Source organism: Mesorhizobium xinjiangense (assembly GCF_009749525.1).
Lineage (GTDB): Bacteria > Pseudomonadota > Alphaproteobacteria > Rhizobiales > Rhizobiaceae > Mangrovimarina > Mangrovimarina xinjiangensis.
Window position 1 is genome coordinate 103875 of the sequence record NZ_WOAC01000005.1, and the last position, 17347, is coordinate 121221.

General features: G+C 63.8%; 13 protein-coding genes. 8 read left to right on the forward strand and 5 right to left on the reverse strand.

Annotated elements, in window-relative coordinates; genetic code table 11:
- Window position 1: 1 nt before the first annotated feature.
- Entirely contained in the window at window positions 2-1309 is a 1308-nt protein-coding gene (locus tag GM909_RS07630; RefSeq protein ID WP_157015617.1) for an MmgE/PrpD family protein, read from the forward strand.
- 201 nt (window positions 1310-1510) lie between these two features.
- On the opposite strand, the gene GM909_RS07635 is transcribed toward GM909_RS07630, so the two are convergent.
- A complete protein-coding gene (locus GM909_RS07635) occupies window positions 1511-2650 on the reverse strand; it encodes a CaiB/BaiF CoA transferase family protein (RefSeq protein WP_198174164.1) in 1140 nt (379 codons plus the stop codon).
- 120 nt (window positions 2651-2770) lie between these two features.
- Here GM909_RS07635 and GM909_RS07640 point away from each other — a divergent pair, with 120 nt between their 5' ends.
- Window positions 2771-3724 (forward strand): LysR family transcriptional regulator, encoded by a 954-nt coding sequence (locus GM909_RS07640; RefSeq protein ID WP_198174165.1) that lies wholly within the window; start codon window positions 2771-2773, stop codon window positions 3722-3724.
- 117 nt (window positions 3725-3841) lie between these two features.
- Complete coding sequence (locus GM909_RS07645; RefSeq protein ID WP_157015620.1) at window positions 3842-4669, forward strand: FAS1-like dehydratase domain-containing protein; 828 nt, start codon at window positions 3842-3844, stop codon at window positions 4667-4669.
- A 128-nt stretch (window positions 4670-4797) separates the two neighbouring features.
- On the opposite strand, the gene adiC is transcribed toward GM909_RS07645, so the two are convergent.
- Together adiC and GM909_RS07655 are read right to left on the reverse strand one after the other, a co-directional pair.
- Window positions 4798-6318, reverse strand: a complete 1521-nt coding sequence (gene adiC / locus GM909_RS07650; RefSeq protein WP_157015621.1) for an arginine/agmatine antiporter — start codon at window positions 6316-6318, stop codon at window positions 4798-4800.
- Between the two features lie 14 nt (window positions 6319-6332).
- Window positions 6333-8618 (reverse strand): Orn/Lys/Arg family decarboxylase, encoded by a 2286-nt coding sequence (locus tag GM909_RS07655; protein WP_157015622.1) that lies wholly within the window; start codon window positions 8616-8618, stop codon window positions 6333-6335.
- A 439-nt stretch (window positions 8619-9057) separates the two neighbouring features.
- Here GM909_RS07655 and GM909_RS07660 point away from each other — a divergent pair, with 439 nt between their 5' ends.
- The 5 genes from GM909_RS07660 (at window position 9058) to GM909_RS07680 (ending at window position 14536) form a co-directional block, all read left to right on the forward strand.
- Window positions 9058-9963, forward strand: coding sequence for a cation diffusion facilitator family transporter (locus GM909_RS07660; protein ID WP_157015623.1), 906 nt, complete (start codon window positions 9058-9060; stop codon window positions 9961-9963).
- On the forward strand, window positions 9960-11264 hold the full coding sequence (locus tag GM909_RS07665) for an amino acid permease (protein ID WP_198174166.1): 1305 nt from the start codon (window positions 9960-9962) through the stop codon (window positions 11262-11264). Before GM909_RS07660 ends, GM909_RS07665 begins: the two co-directional genes overlap by 4 nt.
- 96 nt (window positions 11265-11360) lie before the next feature.
- Window positions 11361-12296 carry a DUF5996 family protein gene (locus GM909_RS07670; protein WP_157015735.1) on the forward strand — a complete coding sequence of 312 codons (936 nt, stop codon included), beginning with the start codon at window positions 11361-11363 and terminating at the stop codon, window positions 12294-12296.
- Window positions 12297-12566: 270 nt separating this feature from the next.
- Window positions 12567-13577: a 2-dehydropantoate 2-reductase gene (locus GM909_RS07675; protein ID WP_157015625.1), complete on the forward strand. Its 1011-nt coding sequence runs from the start codon at window positions 12567-12569 to the stop codon at window positions 13575-13577.
- A 185-nt stretch (window positions 13578-13762) separates the two neighbouring features.
- Window positions 13763-14536 (forward strand): fumarylacetoacetate hydrolase family protein, encoded by a 774-nt coding sequence (locus GM909_RS07680; protein WP_157015626.1) that lies wholly within the window; start codon window positions 13763-13765, stop codon window positions 14534-14536.
- 193 nt (window positions 14537-14729) lie between these two features.
- Here GM909_RS07680 and sucD read toward each other — a convergent pair whose 3' ends face one another.
- On the reverse strand, window positions 14730-15611 hold the full coding sequence (sucD, locus tag GM909_RS07685; RefSeq protein ID WP_157015627.1) for a succinate--CoA ligase subunit alpha: 882 nt from the start codon (window positions 15609-15611) through the stop codon (window positions 14730-14732).
- Window positions 15608-16789: an ADP-forming succinate--CoA ligase subunit beta gene (sucC, locus tag GM909_RS07690; protein ID WP_157015628.1), complete on the reverse strand. Its 1182-nt coding sequence runs from the start codon at window positions 16787-16789 to the stop codon at window positions 15608-15610. Before sucC ends, sucD begins: the two co-directional genes overlap by 4 nt.
- Window positions 16790-17347: the final 558 nt, after the last annotated feature.

A 17347-nucleotide genomic window follows, 5' to 3' on the forward strand; every position in this document is an offset into this window, starting at 1 on the left:
GATGGGCCTGGCGGAAATTCTGGCGCATTTTGCCGTCGACCGCGTCGCGGTTTCCGAAAAAATGGCGCAGGCGATCCGGTTCTCGCTCTTCGATTGGGCTACGGTCGGCCTGGCGGGGCGGGCAGAACTGGTGGCGCGTGCCAGCCGCGCGGTCGTGCTTGCCGAAGGCGGCGCCGGTCAGGCCGCGCTCTTCGGTGGCGGACGGGCGCCGGCGCGCGGGGCAGCGCTGGTCAACGGCGCGACGAGCCACGCGCTCGACTATGACGACACCCATTTCCTGCATATCGGGCACCCCAGCGTGGCGGTGATCCCGGCAGCGATTGCCGTGGCCGAGCGCGAGGACGTTTCCGGGGCCGCGCTGAGCGATGCGCTGGCGGTGGGCCTGGAACTGGCCTGCAGGATGGGGGATTGGCTCGGACGATCTCATTACGAGGCCGGGTTCCACCAGACGGGTACGTCCGGGGCGTTCGGTGCGACGGCTGCCGCCGGGCGGCTCATGGGGCTCGATGCAGAGCAGATGGCGCATGCGCTGGGGCTCGTCGCCACGCGGGCCGCAGGGCTCAAGAGCCAGTTCGGCACGATGGGCAAACCGCTGAACGCCGGTTTCGCCGCAGAGGTCGGCGTGGCGTCGGCCGATCTGGCACGCCACGGCGTGACCTCCAACCCTGACGCTATCGCAGGAGGACAGGGCTTCGGGCCGACACACGCCGGTGCGGCGCGCGAATCCGCTTGGGCGGGGCTGGGGCAGGACTGGGCCTTTCCCGGCGTTTCTTACAAATTCCATGCCTGTTGCCATGGCCTGCACGCCATGCTCGAGGCGTTGCGCAGCCTTCGCGAGGCAGGTCTCAAGGCCGCCGATGTCGAGGCGGTGACGGTGGTCACCAATCCACGATGGCTTGCCGTGTGCAATCAGCCGGCGCCGACGACGGGGCTGGGGGCGAAGTTCAGCTATCGCCTGACCGCGGCCATGATGCTGGCCGGGGTCGATACGGCGGCGCTGGAAAATTACAGCGCGGAACTAGCAGTCAGGCCGGATCTCGTCGCCTTGCGCGACCGGGTGATGGTCGAAGCCGATAGCGGCCTGACGGACACCCAGGCGCGCGTGGAGGTCACGACGATCCAGGGCGTGCGCCTGCCTGCATGGCACGATCTGGCGGCGCTCGCCGATGCGGCAACGCTCGAAGAGCGCCTGCGTGAAAAATCGCACACGCTCATCGGGCCGCAGGCGGAGGAAGCGCTCTGGCACGATGTCGCCGCGCTTGGTGCCGCTTCAAATATCGACATGCTGGCCGCGCGGATCGGCGGATAGCGTCCGCCTGACATTCTGCGTCGCGGCTAGAGCAATTCCAGGAGAAGTGGAAGCCGGTTCTCCGTCCGGAATTGCGTCAAATCAAAGAGTTAGATTGGCGAACCGATTCCGCGAAGCGGTGAGCCGGTCTGGCGCGCATTCGCTTCAAACGGAAATGTTTGAAGCTGAGCGGGACATGTTTAAGGCGCACGGCGCGATCGCTCAGTCCCGGTGCTTTGCGGCATCGGCAAATTCCGCTCGGATCGCCGCGCCGTGCGCGTCCTTTTCGGGCACCGGCCCGTAGGTCCTGGCATCATCGCCCTTGACCACCGCACCCGGCGCCAGCAGATCGAGCGTGCCGTTCGGCGTCGGCACGGCGATGAACCGGTTCTGCGGATGATTGACGAGATCCTCCATCTCGGAAAGGCGGCCGAAGGCGATGCGCGCCTTTTCCAGAATGGCGATGTTTTCCTCCCGCCCGCGCTTGACGAGATGCCGGCCGACAAAGGCATCTACCTCGGCGCGGTTGGCCACCCGTTCGCCGTTGCTGGCAAAACCGTCTCTTGCCGCGGCGTCCGGTTCTCCCAATGCGGCACACAGGGCCTTCCATTCGCGCTCGTTCTGAATGGACAGCAAGAGCACCTTGCCGTCGGAGCATGGAAAGGCCCCGTAAGGTGCGATTGTGGGATGATGCAGACCCTGGCGGGTCGGCGTCTTCCCGCCGTAGCGATGCTGGATGTAGGGCACGTTCATCCAGTCCGCCATCGCGTGGAACAGCGAAACCTCGATGTGCCGGCCCTCGCCGGTCGTCGCGCGGCCGATGAGCGCCTCCAAAATGGCCTGGTAGGCCGTCATTCCCGCCGCAATGTCGCAAACCGAAACACCGACGCGCGCCGGCCCGTCGGGTGTGCCGTTGATGGCGCAAAGACCGCTTTCGGCCTGGATCAGCAGATCATAGGCCTTTTGCTTTGCCCGGGGGCCCTCCGAGCCGTAGCCCGAGATCGAACAGACGATCAGCCGTGGATGGCGTATGCGAAGCTCGTCCGCGCCAAAGCCCAGGCGATCGATGACGCCGGGGCCGAGATTCTGGATCAATATGTCCGCCTCGCCGAGAATAGCCGCAAGAACAGCCTTGTCCTCGGGGGCTTTCAGGTCGAGGGCAATTGATTCCTTGCCGCGGTTCAGCCACACGAAATAGGCGCTGCCGCCTGCCGCCAATCGGTCATAATCGCGGGCAAAATCGCCCTCCGGCCGTTCGACCTTGATGACGCGCGCACCGGCGTCCGCCAGCTTTGCCGACGCGTATGGGGCGGCCACGGCATGTTCCACCGACACCACCGTCAGGCCCGCGAGATCCTGCATGCGCATTCGTCCTTTGTCTGTGTGCGGCGCCAAGATGATGCCCCTTCATGACGCATGCAAATAGATTGTTCATTATCGCCCGATAGGCGATACCTATGGGCTGAAGCAACAGGAGGAGGGATGGATTCCCGTCAGCTCGCAAACTTCCGGCAGGTTGTCGAGAGCGGCTCCATGACGGCGGCGGCGCGCGTGCTCGGCATGGCGCAGCCTTCCCTGTCGCAGCAGATCCGCAAGCTCGAGCAGCATTTCGGAACCGAACTGCTCTTGCGAACGGCCCGCGGCGTCGTCGTCACCGAGGCCGGCCATGTGCTGTATGAGCATGCGGTGCGCATCACCACGCTGATGGACGTGGCGGAGGAAGAAGTCCGCACCACCGGTGCCGAGCCGGTCGGGCGGGTGGTGTTCGGCCTGCCGGCGTCGGTTTCCATGGCGCTTTCCATACCCCTTGCGGAGACCATCCGGGTGGAAATGCCGCGCGTCCAGTTCTGTGCCACCGAGGCGATGAGCGGCCATATCAAGGAACTGGTCAAGAATGGCGAGGTCAATCTGGCCCTGCTTTACGATCTGGACGGGGTCGGGGAATGCGCATCGCGGCTGATCCTGCGCGAGGACCTGTGGTTCTATGCGGCGCCTGACAATTGGCCGCTCGACACGCCGCCCGGCCAGCCGGTGCAACTGGACAAGGTCATGGCATTGGACCTTGTCCTGCCCTCGCGCCGCCATGGCCTGCGCACACTGATCGATCGCATCACCAAGGCCGAGCACGTCGCCTCCCATGTCGTGACCGAGATGGATTCGCTGCAGCAGATCAAGGCGCTGGTGGCGCGCGGCAGCGGCTACACGATTCTCTCGCCGGCGGCCGTGCACGATCTCGTCGAGATGGGGCACCTGGTCGGCAGCCAGATCGTCGAACCGCGCATTCGCCGGCCGGTCTATATCGTGCGTTCCGCGCAGCTACGCGTCACGGCTGCCAGCCGTGCCATCGAGACCCATTGCCTGGAGGTGATCAACGATCTTGTCCAGCGGGGCATCTGGCAGGCGGAAATTCCCGACAGCCAGAGCGCAGACCTATGACTCGCGGCGCCTCGGCCTATTGGACAGTCCGAAAGACGGACGCATACTGTGCCGACATGCCGGCGGGCAAAGGGCTTCCGGCGTGATCCTTGAAGTGGATGGCGGCAGGACGATCTGATGGACCAGAGCGTTATCGAGGAGTGCAAGTCGTACATAGGGCGCACGCGCGCCTGCGAGGATGCCATGTCGCCCGTTCCGGCGCGCCGGCTTGCGGCATTGCTCGGGCGCGATGTCGCTCCGGATAATGGCGATGCGCTGCCTGCGACCTGGCACTGGGCCTATTTCAATCCGGGTATTGCGCAGGCGGACATCGGGCCCGACGGGCATGAGCGGCTGGGCCTGTTCCTGCCGCCGGCACCTTTCCACCGGCGCATGTGGGCTGCCGGAGACATCACCGTGCATCGGCCGCTGCGTCTCGGCATGCCGGCGCAACGGGTCTCCACGATCGATTCCGTGGAGTTCAAGACGGGGCGTTCCGGCGATCTGTGTTTCGTCAAGGTCCGGCACGAGGTGACGCAGGACGGCGTTACCTGCCTGTCGGAGATACAGACCGTGGTCTATCGCGATCGCGGGCTGCCGGAGCGGGCCCTGCGCGCTCCCGGCGATCCCGTGCCGCGGGGCTATTTCGTCCACAGCGATATGCAGCTCTTCTTCTATTCCGCGGTCACGCATAACGGCCACCGCATTCACTGGGACCGGGAATTCTGCCGCGATGTCGAAGGCTATCCCGACCTCGTCGTTCACGGGCCGCTCATGGCAACCCATCTGTGCGATGGCATGCTTGAGGAAATGCGCGCTTGCCGCTTCAGCTTTCGCGCAACCGCACCGGTCTTCGTCACCACGCCGATCCAGTTGGCTATGGGCAAGCCCGGCGAGCGCCGCGACGGCCGCATCGAGCGTGCGGACGGGCACGTGTCCATGGAAGCGACGCTGGAACTGCCTTGACGATCAGCCCGGTGTACCGTCGCGCAGCTGCATCGATGGAACGCCGCATCCGCAAGCGCCGAAAAAAAGCGGCCCCGATGCATTCGGGGCCGCTTTTTACTGTCTGGCCTGAAAGGCCGGCCGGCCGTTCAGGGCTGCTGCGGCGGTACGATCTGCTCGATCGGGTTTGCCGAAGGCTGCGGCGGTGCGATCGAGCGCGAGCGCAGATCGAGATCGACATGGCGGCCGACCGACAGCCAGAACATCACCACCAGCGCCGCGATGGTCACGCCGAGTGCCAGATACCGCACCCAGAACGGCGCCTTGCCACCGGGATGGAGATGCTTCTCCTCGATGTCGCGTTTCCTGGTGATCGTCGCCGAATAGAACACCACTGTCGCGATGACGAAGATGAGCGCCCACCGTGTCTGTTCGCCGTCCGAACCCACCAGCGCAACCATGCAGTAGATGGCGCCGGCCAGTCCGACGACCACGAAGAAGGTGTACTGGTTGTGGGGCATCTGGCGATAACCCAGCACCTTTATCGCGATCATCGAGTAGATGTAGGGCAGCAGCGTCATGATCACGGCGATCGAGGCGATCTTGCCGAATTGCTCGCTGGCCGTCGGCGACATGGTGGCCAGCACCTGGACGCTCATGATCACCGCGACGATCACCAGGCCGAGCGTGGGCACGCCACGTCTGTTCACCCGGGCAAAGACGCCGGGGAACAGGCCGTCATCCGCGGCAGCCTTTGCCGTTTGACCCGTCAACAGCGTCCAGCCGGCGAGCGAGCCGAGGCAGCCGACGGCGGCGCACAGGGCGACCGTGCTGCCGGCAAAGTCGCCGAGCGCGATGCGCGCGGCGTCGGCGAAGGGTGCCGAGGAGACGATCAGATCCTTGTTGGGGATCATGCCCATGATGACCGACGAACTCAGCACATAGGCGATCGAGGCGAGGACGACGCCGGCGACCGTTGCGATCGGCACGTTGCGCGACGGGTTTTCGACCACGCCGGCCGACACGGAGGCGCTTTCCACCCCGATGAAGGCCCACAGCGTGAAGGTGAGCGTCGCCATCACCGCGCTCGTGTTGCTCTCGCCCGAGACGTTCCAGGCCGCCGAATAGGTGTCGGCGCTGAACCAGAACCACCCCAGAAGCGCCGTGCCGAAGATCGGAACCAGTGCGAAGACGGTCGTGAAGGATTGCAATCGGCCGACCAACCGCGGGCCCAGTATGTTCGCATAAGTGAAGAACCAGATGACCGCGATCGAGGCGAAGGCGAGGACGATCGGCGTCTTGAGCGAGGGGAAAAAGTGCGAGAGATAGCCGAGCCCGGCAACGGCAAGCGCAACGTTGCCGATCACATTGGCGAGCCAGTAGACCAGGTTGGTCTGATAGCCCATGTAGTCGCCGAAGGCTTTGCGCGTATAGGCATAGGGTCCGCCCGCGGCGGGATCGATCGCCGAGAGCTTGGCGAAGACGAGTGCCAGAGCGACCGCCCCCACCACCGTGAACAGCCAGCCGATCAGGGCGATGCTGCCGATTGCGGACAGGTTGGCCGGGAGCATGAAGACGCCCGAGCCCATCATGTTTCCCGCGACCATCAGTGTCGCGGGAATGAGCCCCATCTTGCTTGCACTGCCGGTATCGGTCTTGTCAGTAGCCATGATGTGCCTCCCGGTCAGCGATTGACGGCCAGAACGTGATAGACGCCGTCTTCGACTTCGACGCCGTGGGTGTCGTGGCCAAAGCCTGGGAAGCGCTGATCATAGGCTTCGAGCGCTTTCAGATAGCCGATGAGCGCGCCCTCGGCGGGACCTGCGTTTTCGCCGGGCATCATCAACGGAATGCCGGGCGGGTAGGGCACGATGCCGGTGGCCAGGGTGCGCCCGGCCAGATCGTCAAGCGTTATTCTCTCGACATTGCCGCGCACCAGTTCCTCATAGGCGCCGACGGGGCTCATATCGGGCGTCGGCAGGATGCCGAAGGCTTCGGACATCGTCTTCGTCGTCTTGAGCTCGCCCATGGCGGCGAACATCAGGTCGGCCAGCTCGCGCAGGCCCATGTCGCCGTAGCGATCGCCATGATCGGCGACGAGGCTGGGGATTGCCCGAGAGAGAGGGATGTTGGCGTCGTAATCCTTGCGGAAATCGAGCAGCGCATTGACCAACGTGCCCCATTTTCCCTTGGTGACCCCCAGCGAGAACAGGAACAGGATGGTGAAATCCGTGGTCTTCTCGACAACGATGTCGCGCGCTGCGAGATAGGCGGTGACGATGCTGGCGGGAATGCCGACGGACTTCATGTCTCCCGTGGCGTCCATACCCGGCGTCAGGATCGAGACCTTGATCGGGTCGAGCATGCAATAGCCCGGCTCTATTTCGCCGAAGCCGTGCCAATCGGCACCGGGTTCCAGGTGCCAGCAGGACGGATCGGCTTGCAGCTGGGCCGGGTCGCATTCGTGGAATGCCACCTTGCGGCCGCGGGCGTCCTTGACCTCGGGTGGCTGCCAGACGTCGAAGAACCAGCCATTGTCGTCGGAAATCTCTGCATTGAGGCGCGAGATCATCTGGCGAAAGGCGATCGCCTCGCGGATCGATGCGGCCGTCAGCTTGTCGCCGGATCCCTCCATCATCGCCGCCGATACGTCGTTCGAGGCGATGATCGGATAGAAGGGCGACGTCGAGGCATGCATCATGAAGGCTTCGTTGAAACGCGCATGGTCGATCGGGTTGCGCCCGTCGCGAACATGGATCATCGATGCCTGCGACAGGGCCGCCAGCAGCTTGTGGGTCGAATGGGTGGTGAAGACGCTCGGCTTGGTGCGGTCGCGCGTGTCCGCGTCGCCATGCATGCCGTAGCGTTCGCGATAGATCGGATTGAACCGCGCATAGGCGTACCACGCCTCATCGAAATGAAGACGGTCGACGCTTTCGCCCATCAGTTCCTCGACGCGCGCGACGTTGTAGCAAAGCCCGTCATAGGTGGAGTTGGTGATCACCGCATGAACCGGTTTCGAGCCATTCTTGGCCAGCGGATTGTTGTCGACGAGGAGCCGCAGGGCCGCCGGCGTCAGGTGTTCGGGCGGGATCGGCCCGATGATTCCGAGCGCGTTGCGCGTCGGCATGAGATAGCTGGGAATGGCGCCCGACAGCGTCATCGCATGCTCGACCGACTTGTGACAGTTGCGATCGCAGAGCGCCACCTGGTCGCGCGTCACGCTCGCCATCAGGATCACGCGGTTGGACGTCGAGGACCCGTTGGTCACGTAGTAGGTGCGATCCGAGCCGAACACCGTGGCCGCGTAGCGCTCGCCGGCGCCGATGGCGCCGCTGTGATCGAGCAGCGAACCGAGATCGCCGACCGAGATCGACAGGTCCGAGCGAAGCATGCTTTCGCCGAAGAACTCGAAGAAGGCCCGTCCGGCAGGAGAGGTGAGAAAGCCCGTGCCGCCGGTATGACCGGGTGTGTGCCAGGAATATTCATGGGTCTGCGCGAACTCGACCAGCTTGGCGAACATCGGCGGCAGGACCGTCGAGCGATAACGCTCCAGCGCCACCTGTATGCGGCCGCTGATGAAGTCGACCGTATCTTCCAGCAACCAGACGAAATCGTCCGCCTTGGTCATCACGTCGACGGATAGGGACGAGGCCACGCTGCGCTCGGCGAGCAGGAAGATCGGCACCACGGCATTGAACTCGCGCATGGCGTCGAGCACGGCGGGGGCGGCGTGCTGGTCGTCGTCGTCGCGCAGGTCCCAGTCGAGAAGCAGGCACTGGACGGTCGGATCGGAACCGACGATGGCAAGGGCGTCATCGAGATGGGTCGACAGGACCACTTCGATTTCGCGCCGTTCGAGGTCTTCGATCAGGTCGTACAGGGCCCGTCCAACGGCCGAGTCGCGGCCAAAGCTCTCGCGGACCAACAGGGCCCGCATCGGCAATCTCAGGCTCGATTGGGATGACATGCATCGCTCCTATGACAGAGTTGAATGACTGACCACCACCCCTATTCATCGCAGCTTATATTGTCGCCGATTCGAATCAACGAGAAATCGTGCTGCATGAACCCCACACGCGATCATGCCCAATACGTTGAAAATTGAAAGTGCGAATTATGAACTGCTTTATAATTTATCCCTAATAGACTATCCCGGTCCACGCCCCTGCTTGAACGAACGTCTATTCCACTGCGTTCGGCCAGCAAGCAAATGCCGCAATTGCCGCGCGGACCAATCAGCGATTGTTGACTTAGGGTTGAGATCGCCACAGGAATGACGGAAATACTGTGCGGGAGCAGGTCGGGCGTCAGCATCAGCTTGGAGGCTTCATGTCGGGAATTCAGCAGTGGCCGTCCGGACGTGGCGCACCATCAACCGGCCGTGAAGCCTGACCTCGGCTCGCACCATGGACACCACGCACGAGCAACGGCTTTTGAGATTGTCGATCGCGGTGACGGTTGTGGTCGGCCTGGCCGGCATCGTCAGCGGATTGTTCACATGGTCGCGGGCGATCGTGTTCGACGGCATGTACAGCCTGGTCGACGCCATGCTGACGACCGGTTCGCTGGCCGTTTCCAAGCTGGTCGCGCAGGAAGGCAGCCGTCGCTTTCAGTATGGCTATTGGCATCTTGAGCCGATGGTCGAGGTCTTTGGCGGTGCGATCCTCGCCCTGGCCTGTCTCTATGCTGCGGTCAATGCGATCGCCGGCCTGCTGGCCGGCGGGCACGACGTTGCCTATGGTTTCGGCGCCATCTGGGCCGGCCTTTTGTGCGCCATCAGCCTGCTGATGGCGGCATATATCCGCCGCCATGCCCGCGCGCTTGGCTCCCCCCTTCTGGCTCTCGATGCGCGCAGTTGGCTGGTTAGCGGATTTCTGAGCCTGGCGCTGCTTGTCGGGTTCCTGATCGCGGTGGCGCTGGGTCAAAGCGGGACGGCCGCGCATTGGGTGCCTTATGTCGATTCGATCGTGCTGCTGGCGATCGCGCTGGCCATGCTGCCGATGCCGGTTCGTCCGGCATTGCAGGCGATGCGCGACGTGCTGCAGGTCGCGCCGGGCGAACTCGACCGGAAAGTGCACTCGGTCATGGATGCGCTCGTCGGCGAACTCGGTTTTGCCGACTACACCAGCCACGTCGCCAAGGTGGGCCGCGCCCGCTTCATCGAGATCCACATTCTGGTGCCGCCGGATTATCGCATCGGAACGATTGCGGACGCGGACAATATCCGCAACATCATCGCGCAGCGGCTCGAGGCGCACTCGCCGCAATTCTGGCTGACCGTCGACTTCACCGCAGATCGGGCATGGACATGAGCGCTGCCACACCGCGCAAGATGGGATTGACGATGGCGACCATGCTGGTCGCCGGCAACATGATCGGCACCGGCGTGTTCCTGTTGCCGGCCAATCTGGCAACGGTGGGAAGCATCTCGGTGTTCGGCTGGGTCGTCGCGACCACCGGGGCCATCGCGCTGGGGATCGTGTTCGCCAGGCTGGGGCAACTCGACCCGCAGCCCGGCGGGCCCTATGCCTATGCCCGCGACACGTTCGGGCCGTTTGTCGGCTTTGCCAGCAACTATTCCTACTGGTTCGGCAACTGGATCGGCAATGTTGCCATCGCCCTCGTCGTCACCGGCTATATGAGCCAGATGGTTCCGGGACTGGAGGGCCTTGGAGCGCGTCTCGCCTTCACGCTGGTGGTGATCTGGGGGCTGACTCTGGCCAATGTGCGCGGCGCGCGCTGGGTCGGCGCGCTGGAAGCCTGGACATTGTCGCTGGCGCTGGTGCCGATCGTTTTCATCGCCGTCGCCGGCTGGTGGTGGTTCGATCCGGAGCTCTTTCGCGCCGGGTGGAACGTCAGCGGCATGGGCGAATTCGACGCGGTTTCGCGCAGTGCCTCGATCGCGCTGTGGGCCTTCATGGGCGTGGAAAGCGCCTCCGTATCGGCCGGGGTGATCGACAATCCGCGCCGCAACATCCCGCTGGCGACGCTTCTCGGCCTGGCGCTCGCCGCCGTGGTCTATATTGCCTGTTCGACCGTCATCATGGGCATGCTGCCGATGCGGGCGCTGCAGACATCCTCGGCACCCTTTGCGGAAGCCGGTCGGATCATGATCGGCGACTGGGGCGTCTGGCTGATCGGGCTTTGCGCGGTGCTCAAATCGACCGGATCGCTCGGCGGCTGGATGCTGCTTGTCGGACAGTCCGCGCAGGCCGCGGCCAAAGACGGGCTGTTTCCAAGCCTGTTCGGGCGCATCAACCGCCACGGCATGCCCGGCGTCGGCCTCATCATCGTCGCCGTGCTGATGAGCGCGGTGTTGCTGGTGACGGCATCGCCGACACTGGCCGCGCAGTTCGACCAGTTGACCAATATCGCAGTGCTGCTGACCATTCCGCCCTATTTGTTCTCCTCGGTGACGTTGTGGCGCATGAGCATGGAGCGCGGCGAACATGGACCCGTGCGCTGGGGAAGCTTCATCGCCGGTGGAGTAGCAATGATCTATTGCATGTGGGCGCTGCTCGGCGCCGAGCCATCCCAGCTCGCACATGCAGTGGTGTTTCTGTTGCTGTGCGCGCCGCTTTTTCCGTTTGTCATGCGGCGTGTGAAGGGATGAAGGTCGATGTTTTCTTTGACCGTCATTGGACGCAACTGGTGAAGGTTGGCTGACTGGTCGATGCGCCGGCGGCCGCATTTTGAGGAGGAAGGCATGATGACGAGATCCTGGCCGGACATTCCCTTTGAACCATGGCGCGAGACCTGCGCCGCCCTCCATCTCTATGCGCAGGTGGTCGGCAAGTACCGGCTGGCCCGCGGCCCCTGGGTCAACCATTCCTGGCACGCCACCCTCTATGTCAATGCCCGCGGACTGACGACCTCGATCGTTCCCGACGGGCCGGGCGGCATAGAGATCGTGCTCGACCTGCTCGATCACAAGGTGATTGGCATGGCAAGCGACGGCCGCAGCGCCAGCTTTCCCCTGGCCGACATGTCGGTCGCCGATTTCCATTCGAGCTTTCTCGATCTGGTTGCGGAGATCGGGGGTACGACCGAATTTCACGGCCGGCCGAACGAGATCGCCGATGCGTTGCCGTTCCGCGACGATCACGAGCCGCGGCCCTACGACGCGGACGCCGTGAGACGCTTCTTCCATGCCTGTGTGCAGGTCGATCGCGTGTTCAAGCAGTTTCGCACCGGATTTTTGGGCAAGGTCAGTCCGGTGCATCTGTTCTGGGGCAGTTTCGATCTTGCGGTGACCCGCTTTTCCGGCCGCGCGGCGCCGCTGCATCCTGGCGGCGTTCCTGCCCTTCCCGATACGGTCACAAGCGAGGCCTATTCACACGAAGTCTCCTCTGCCGGATTCTGGCCAGGCGGCGGCGGTGTCGATTTTCCCGCATTCTATTCATACGCCTATCCGGGACCGGACGGTTTCGCCGACGCACCGCTTGCGCCACCGTCCGCCTATTTCGACACCGCGCTGGGTGAGTTCATCCTGCCCTATGACGCAGTGCGCAGGGCCGACGATCCCGACGCAACCTTGATGCAGTTTCTCCAGACGACCTATGATGCCGCCGCGCGCCTGGGCCAGTGGGACCGTGCGCCGCTGGAATGCGAAACGGGCGTGCCGCGCCGCCCGCGGACGCTTTGAGCACGGCTCGATAACACGCCATCGACGGCTTGCGGCACCGCCTGCGGCACGCGCGACGATTGACTCTCTATCTGGTATTATGTATACCAAACGTTACCGAATCGAGCGAGGATGCGGAGCTGAAGTGCCGGCCTCGCCGTTCGATCGTTACGCGCGGGAACGCCAACACCGGGGCGCGGGGCCGATAAGCGGCCGCTCCGCCTCATGTGTGGCATCCTGACGACCTGCAGGGCGAGGCAGGCCTGCCCGCCCGAACGAAAGGGAGCGACGATGAAGATCTGCATCTATGGAGCGGGCGCGATCGGCGGCTACATGGCGGTGATGCTCAAGCGCGGTGGCGCCGACGTGTCGCTGATCGCCCGCGGCGCCCATCTTCAGGCCATTCGCGACAAGGGCCTGGCGCTTCGCCTCAAGGATGAGGAGTTTGTCGAGCGCCTGCCGGCGACCAGCGACCCGAACGATCTCGGTCCGCAGGATTATGTGGTGGTGGCGCTGAAGGCGCATCAGGCCTGGGAGGTCGCCGAACACATGACGCCGCTCCTCGGCGAGCAGACATCGGTGGTGACGGCGCAGAACGGCGTGCCATGGTGGTATTTCCACGGTCTTGGCCCGGATTACGAGGGCATGCGGCTCAACAGCGTCGATCCGCAGGACCGGCAATGGAACGCGATCGGGCCCGAAAGGGTCATCGGCGCCACAGTCTATCCCGCGGCCGAGATCGCCGAACCCGGGGTCATCAAGCATATTTACGGCGACCAGTTCGGACTGGGCGAGCCGGATCGCAGCGAGAGCGAGCGGGTCCGGAACCTGGCGACAGCATTGGAAGCCGGTGGGCTTCGCCCGCGCCTTTATGACGATATCCGCAACGATATCTGGCTCAAGCTGTGGGGTAATCTCTGCTTCAATCCCATTTCGGCGCTGACCGGCGCGACGCTCGACATCGTTGCCACCGACGAAGGCACGCGCGGTCTCGCGCGCAACATGATGCTGGAAGCCCAGGCGATCGGCGAGCATTTCGGCGCCAGCTTCCGTGTCGATGTCGAGCGGCGCATCAACGGCGCGGCCGGGGTCGGCGCGCACCGCACCTCGATGCTGCAGGATGTCGACAAGGGGCGGCCGATCGAGCTCGATGCGCTGCTGACCAGCGTGCAGGAAATGGGCCGGCTGGCGAAGATCGACACGCCTTTCATCGACAGCGTCCTGGCGCTGGCGCAGCAGATGGGCCGCGTGAAAGGGCTCTATCCGGTATTCCCTGAGTCCGTGACGGGTCAAAACGCCTGACTTCATAGAGCATGTCCCACTCAAACGGAATCGTTTGAGCGAAAGGTACATGCTCCAACAAAACGAGCTGGCGCGCATATCTTTCCCGACACGGCGAAATGCTGCCGTGGCGCCACCGCACACCGGCGCGTTCGTGCTTCGCTTGGGCGCGGGCGGGATTTTCAATCAAACAGGGAGGAAAGAAGATGGCGCAATGGGCGCGTTTTGAAGAGGACGGGCAGGAACGCTTCGGCCGCATCGAGGGTGACGAGATCGTCGTGCATGAGGGCGATCTTTTCGACGGTCCACGACCGACCGGGACGCGCTGTCCATTGAACGCAGCGAAGCTGTTGCCGCCGTGCAATCCTTCCAAGATCATCGCGCTGTGGAACAATTTTCATCAGCTCGCCGCCAAGCTGGAGGTCGCCGAGCCGGAAGAGCCGCTCTATCTGCTGAAAGCGGTTTCGAGCGTCGCGGCTCCGGGCGCGGACATAAGACGTCCGGCATCCTATACCGAGAGGGTGGTCTATGAAGGCGAGCTGGGCATCGTAATCGGACGCGAAATCAGCGATGCCTCGGAGGAGGAGGCCGCCGACGCCATCTTCGGCTTCACCTGCGTCAACGACGTCACGGCGAGCGACATCATCGGCCGCGACAAGACCTTTGCGCAATGGGCGCGGGCCAAGAGCTTCGACGGTTTCGGTCCCTTCGGGCCGGTGATTGCGACCGGGCTCGATCCGGCTGGGCTTTCCGTGCGCACCGAACTCAATGGCGCGGAGCGGCAGAACTATCCCCTGAACGACATGATCTTTGCGCCCGCGCGGCTGATCAGCCTGCTTTCGCGCGACATGACCCTGCTTCCGGGCGATCTCGTTTGCTGCGGCACATCGCTCGGCGTCGGCTCGATGAAGGAGAAGGTCAATACCGTCTCGGTGACGATCGAAGGCGTCGGCACGCTGACCAACCGGTTCCTGCAATAATCATCGGTGATGCCGCGCCAGATCAATATGTTGGAACATGTGCCTTTCGCTCAAACGATTCCGTTTGAGCGGGACATGTTCAAGCGCGCGTTCGCTTCAAACGGAAACGTTTGAAGCAAAGATATGCGCGCCAGGTCAATATACTGGAACATGTGCCTTTCGCTCAAACGATTCCGTTTGAGCGGGACATGTTCTATGCGGCGACCAGCATCGCCCGGCGCATCGTCTCGCCAACCAGATGCGGGCTTTCCGCAATGGATACGCCGGCATCGGCAAGGGCGCGGATCTTGCCCTCGGCGCTGCTCACCGCATCCTGGATGATGGCACCGCTGTGGCCCATGCGCCGCCGCGTCGGGGCGTGGCGCCCGACAATCAGTGCAACGACCGGCATGCCGGCGTTCTCCGCCGCGATGAACTCGGCCAGTTCCTCTTCTTCGCGCCCGCCGATCTCACCGACAAGGACGACGCCATGCGTGTCGGGGTCGGCGAGGAAGAGCTTGAAGCAGTCGCGCATGGCGAGACCGTGGATCGGGTCGCCGCCAATGCCCACGCTGGTCGACTGGCCGAGCCCGGCAGCGCTTAACTGTGCGACGACCTCGCTGGTCAGCGAAGCCGAGCGCGAAATGATCCCGACATTGCCCTTGCGCGCGCTGCCGGTGGCCATGACGCCGATCTTGCACAGGCCCGGCGCCAGGATGCCCTGGGAATTGGGGCCGATCAGCACGGTCTTCGTCTCTTGCAGTGCGTCGCGCACGCGGATCATGTCGTGCAGCGGCACGCGTTCGGTCAGCGCGACGATGAGCGGCGTCTCCGCCTCGATCGCCTCGATCATCGCCGCGGCGGCATGGTCGGGCGGGACGAACACCATGCTGGCATTGGCATTGGTCTCATCCATGGCTTGCGCAACCGTGTCGAAGACCGGCAGGTCGAGATGACGGCTGCCGCCCTTGCCCGGCCGCACGCCGCCGACGACGCGGGTTCCGTATTCGATCATGGCGGCGGAATAGTGCGTGCCGGCTCGGCCGGTCATGCCCTGGCAGATCACGCGCGTGTCGGCGTCGATCAATATGCTCATTGTCTAGCTCCCGCGGATTGGGCGGCATCGACCGCGCGGCTGACGGCAGTCCACATGTCGGGACAGTCGATGACCTTGCAGCCGAAATTCTTGAAACGGAACCGGGCATATTCGGCATTGTTGCCGGCAAGCCGAACGATGGTGGGGCACGAGCGGCCGGTGCGCCGCATGGCAATGCCGAGCCCGTCGGCGATGATGTCACAAGGCTGCATGCCGCCGCCATGCACGTTGACCAGAATGGACCGTACGGAGGGGTTCTCCAACAGCATGGCGAAGCCGTGGGCGACATCGAGACTGGTGGCGGTGGTGCGGATATCCATGAAGTTGGCGGGACGGCCGTTGGCGGCGTGCACCATATCGAGTGTCGCCAGCCCCAGGCCGGCGCCGTTGACGGCGATACCGATGTCGCCGTCCAGGCGCACATAGTTGAGCTGGTGATCCTGCGCGCCCATCTCGATCTTGTCGTCGTCCTCGTCGTCGCGCAGTGCATTCAGATCGGGATGCCGGAAGAGCGCGTTGTCGTCGAGGATCATTTTTGCGTCGAGCGCCACCAGTTCCCCGGTTGTCGTCACGGCCAGCGGGTTGATCTCAATGAGCGTGGCGTCGAGCTCGATGAGAGCTGTACGCAGTTGCCCGACGAGTGTCGTAAACGCGGATTGAAGGTCGCGGGAAAGCCCGAGCCGCTCGGCAAGCGCCTCGATGTCCTTGCGCGGCACCTCGCCTCCGGCGCCCGTCTCAAGGCGCTCCACATGCGCCTCGCCGGACCTGACGCGTTCCTCGATGTCGCCACTGCCTTCGGGGCCGGCCAGGATGACGATCGACGCCGTGGCCGTGTCGATCAGCAATGACAGATAGAGCGTTGCGGACGGCTCAAGGGCCTCCTCGACAAGCACCTTGTCGACCGCATAGCCGGCCGAACCGGTCTGGTTGGTCACAAGCCTGCGTCCAAGAAGCTGCTGCGTCGCAGTGGCCGCCGCTTGCGGGCTCGTCACGAGCGCCACACCGCCGGATTGGCCGCGCCCGCCGGCCGGAATCTGCGCCTTGACGGCAAACCGTTCGGCGCCGAGTTCTTCGGCCAGCCGACGCGCATCCCGCGGTGCCTCCACCATACGTCCGCGCGGTGTCAGCACCCCGTAACGCGCGAGCAGTTCCTTGGCCTGATATTCGTGCAGCTTCATGGCCGTCTCCTCCCCGGAATGGTGGCTCATGGTGCGAAACCTAGATTGGCATACATAATGCCAATACTGAGGCCGACTGTCAATCGGGGAGGGGGAGTGCTGCAGGGCAGACGTTTGAGAGTTTTGTGCCCCTTCGCACCCCCCTCTGCCCTGCCGGGATCTCCCCCTCAAGGGGGAGATCGCTGTCATCGCGGCTTTCGCCAATCGCCGACATCGAAAAAACAGGCTCGGAAAAAGCGGCCGGCGCAATCTCCCCCCTTGCGGGGGAGATGTCGGCGAAGCCGACAGAGGGGGGGTGTGAAGGGCACTGACCCCTAGATCGGTTCACCGCTTCGCGGAATCGGTTCGCCAATCTAACTCTTTGATTCGACGCAATTCCGGACGGAGAACCGGCTTCCACTTCTCCTGGAATTGCTCTAGCGCGCGTTCGCTTCAAACGGAAACGTTTGAAGCGAAGATATGCGCGCCAAATCAATATGTTGGAGCATGTACCTTTCGCTCAAACGATCCCGTTTGAGCGAGACATGTTCTAAGTAATCTCTCTGCCGAGCCTGCTTC

Bases quoted from the DNA above. Each gene is read 5' to 3' on its own strand.
- GM909_RS07630 (WP_157015617.1), top strand. From the start codon at position 2: ATGGGCCTGGCGGAAATTCTGGCGCATTTTGCCGTCGACCGCGTCGCG.
- GM909_RS07635 (WP_198174164.1), bottom strand. From the start codon at position 2,650: ATGCAGGATCTCGCGGGCCTGACGGTGGTGTCGGTGGAACATGCCGTG.
- GM909_RS07640 (WP_198174165.1), top strand. From the start codon at position 2,771: ATGGATTCCCGTCAGCTCGCAAACTTCCGGCAGGTTGTCGAGAGCGGC.
- GM909_RS07645 (WP_157015620.1), top strand. From the start codon at position 3,842: ATGGACCAGAGCGTTATCGAGGAGTGCAAGTCGTACATAGGGCGCACG.
- adiC (WP_157015621.1), bottom strand. From the start codon at position 6,318: ATGGCTACTGACAAGACCGATACCGGCAGTGCAAGCAAGATGGGGCTC.
- GM909_RS07655 (WP_157015622.1), bottom strand. From the start codon at position 8,618: ATGTCATCCCAATCGAGCCTGAGATTGCCGATGCGGGCCCTGTTGGTC.
- GM909_RS07660 (WP_157015623.1), top strand. From the start codon at position 9,058: ATGGACACCACGCACGAGCAACGGCTTTTGAGATTGTCGATCGCGGTG.
- GM909_RS07665 (WP_198174166.1), top strand. From the start codon at position 9,960: ATGAGCGCTGCCACACCGCGCAAGATGGGATTGACGATGGCGACCATG.
- GM909_RS07670 (WP_157015735.1), top strand. From the start codon at position 11,361: ATGACGAGATCCTGGCCGGACATTCCCTTTGAACCATGGCGCGAGACC.
- GM909_RS07675 (WP_157015625.1), top strand. From the start codon at position 12,567: ATGAAGATCTGCATCTATGGAGCGGGCGCGATCGGCGGCTACATGGCG.
- GM909_RS07680 (WP_157015626.1), top strand. From the start codon at position 13,763: ATGGCGCAATGGGCGCGTTTTGAAGAGGACGGGCAGGAACGCTTCGGC.
- sucD (WP_157015627.1), bottom strand. From the start codon at position 15,611: ATGAGCATATTGATCGACGCCGACACGCGCGTGATCTGCCAGGGCATG.
- sucC (WP_157015628.1), bottom strand. From the start codon at position 16,789: ATGAAGCTGCACGAATATCAGGCCAAGGAACTGCTCGCGCGTTACGGG.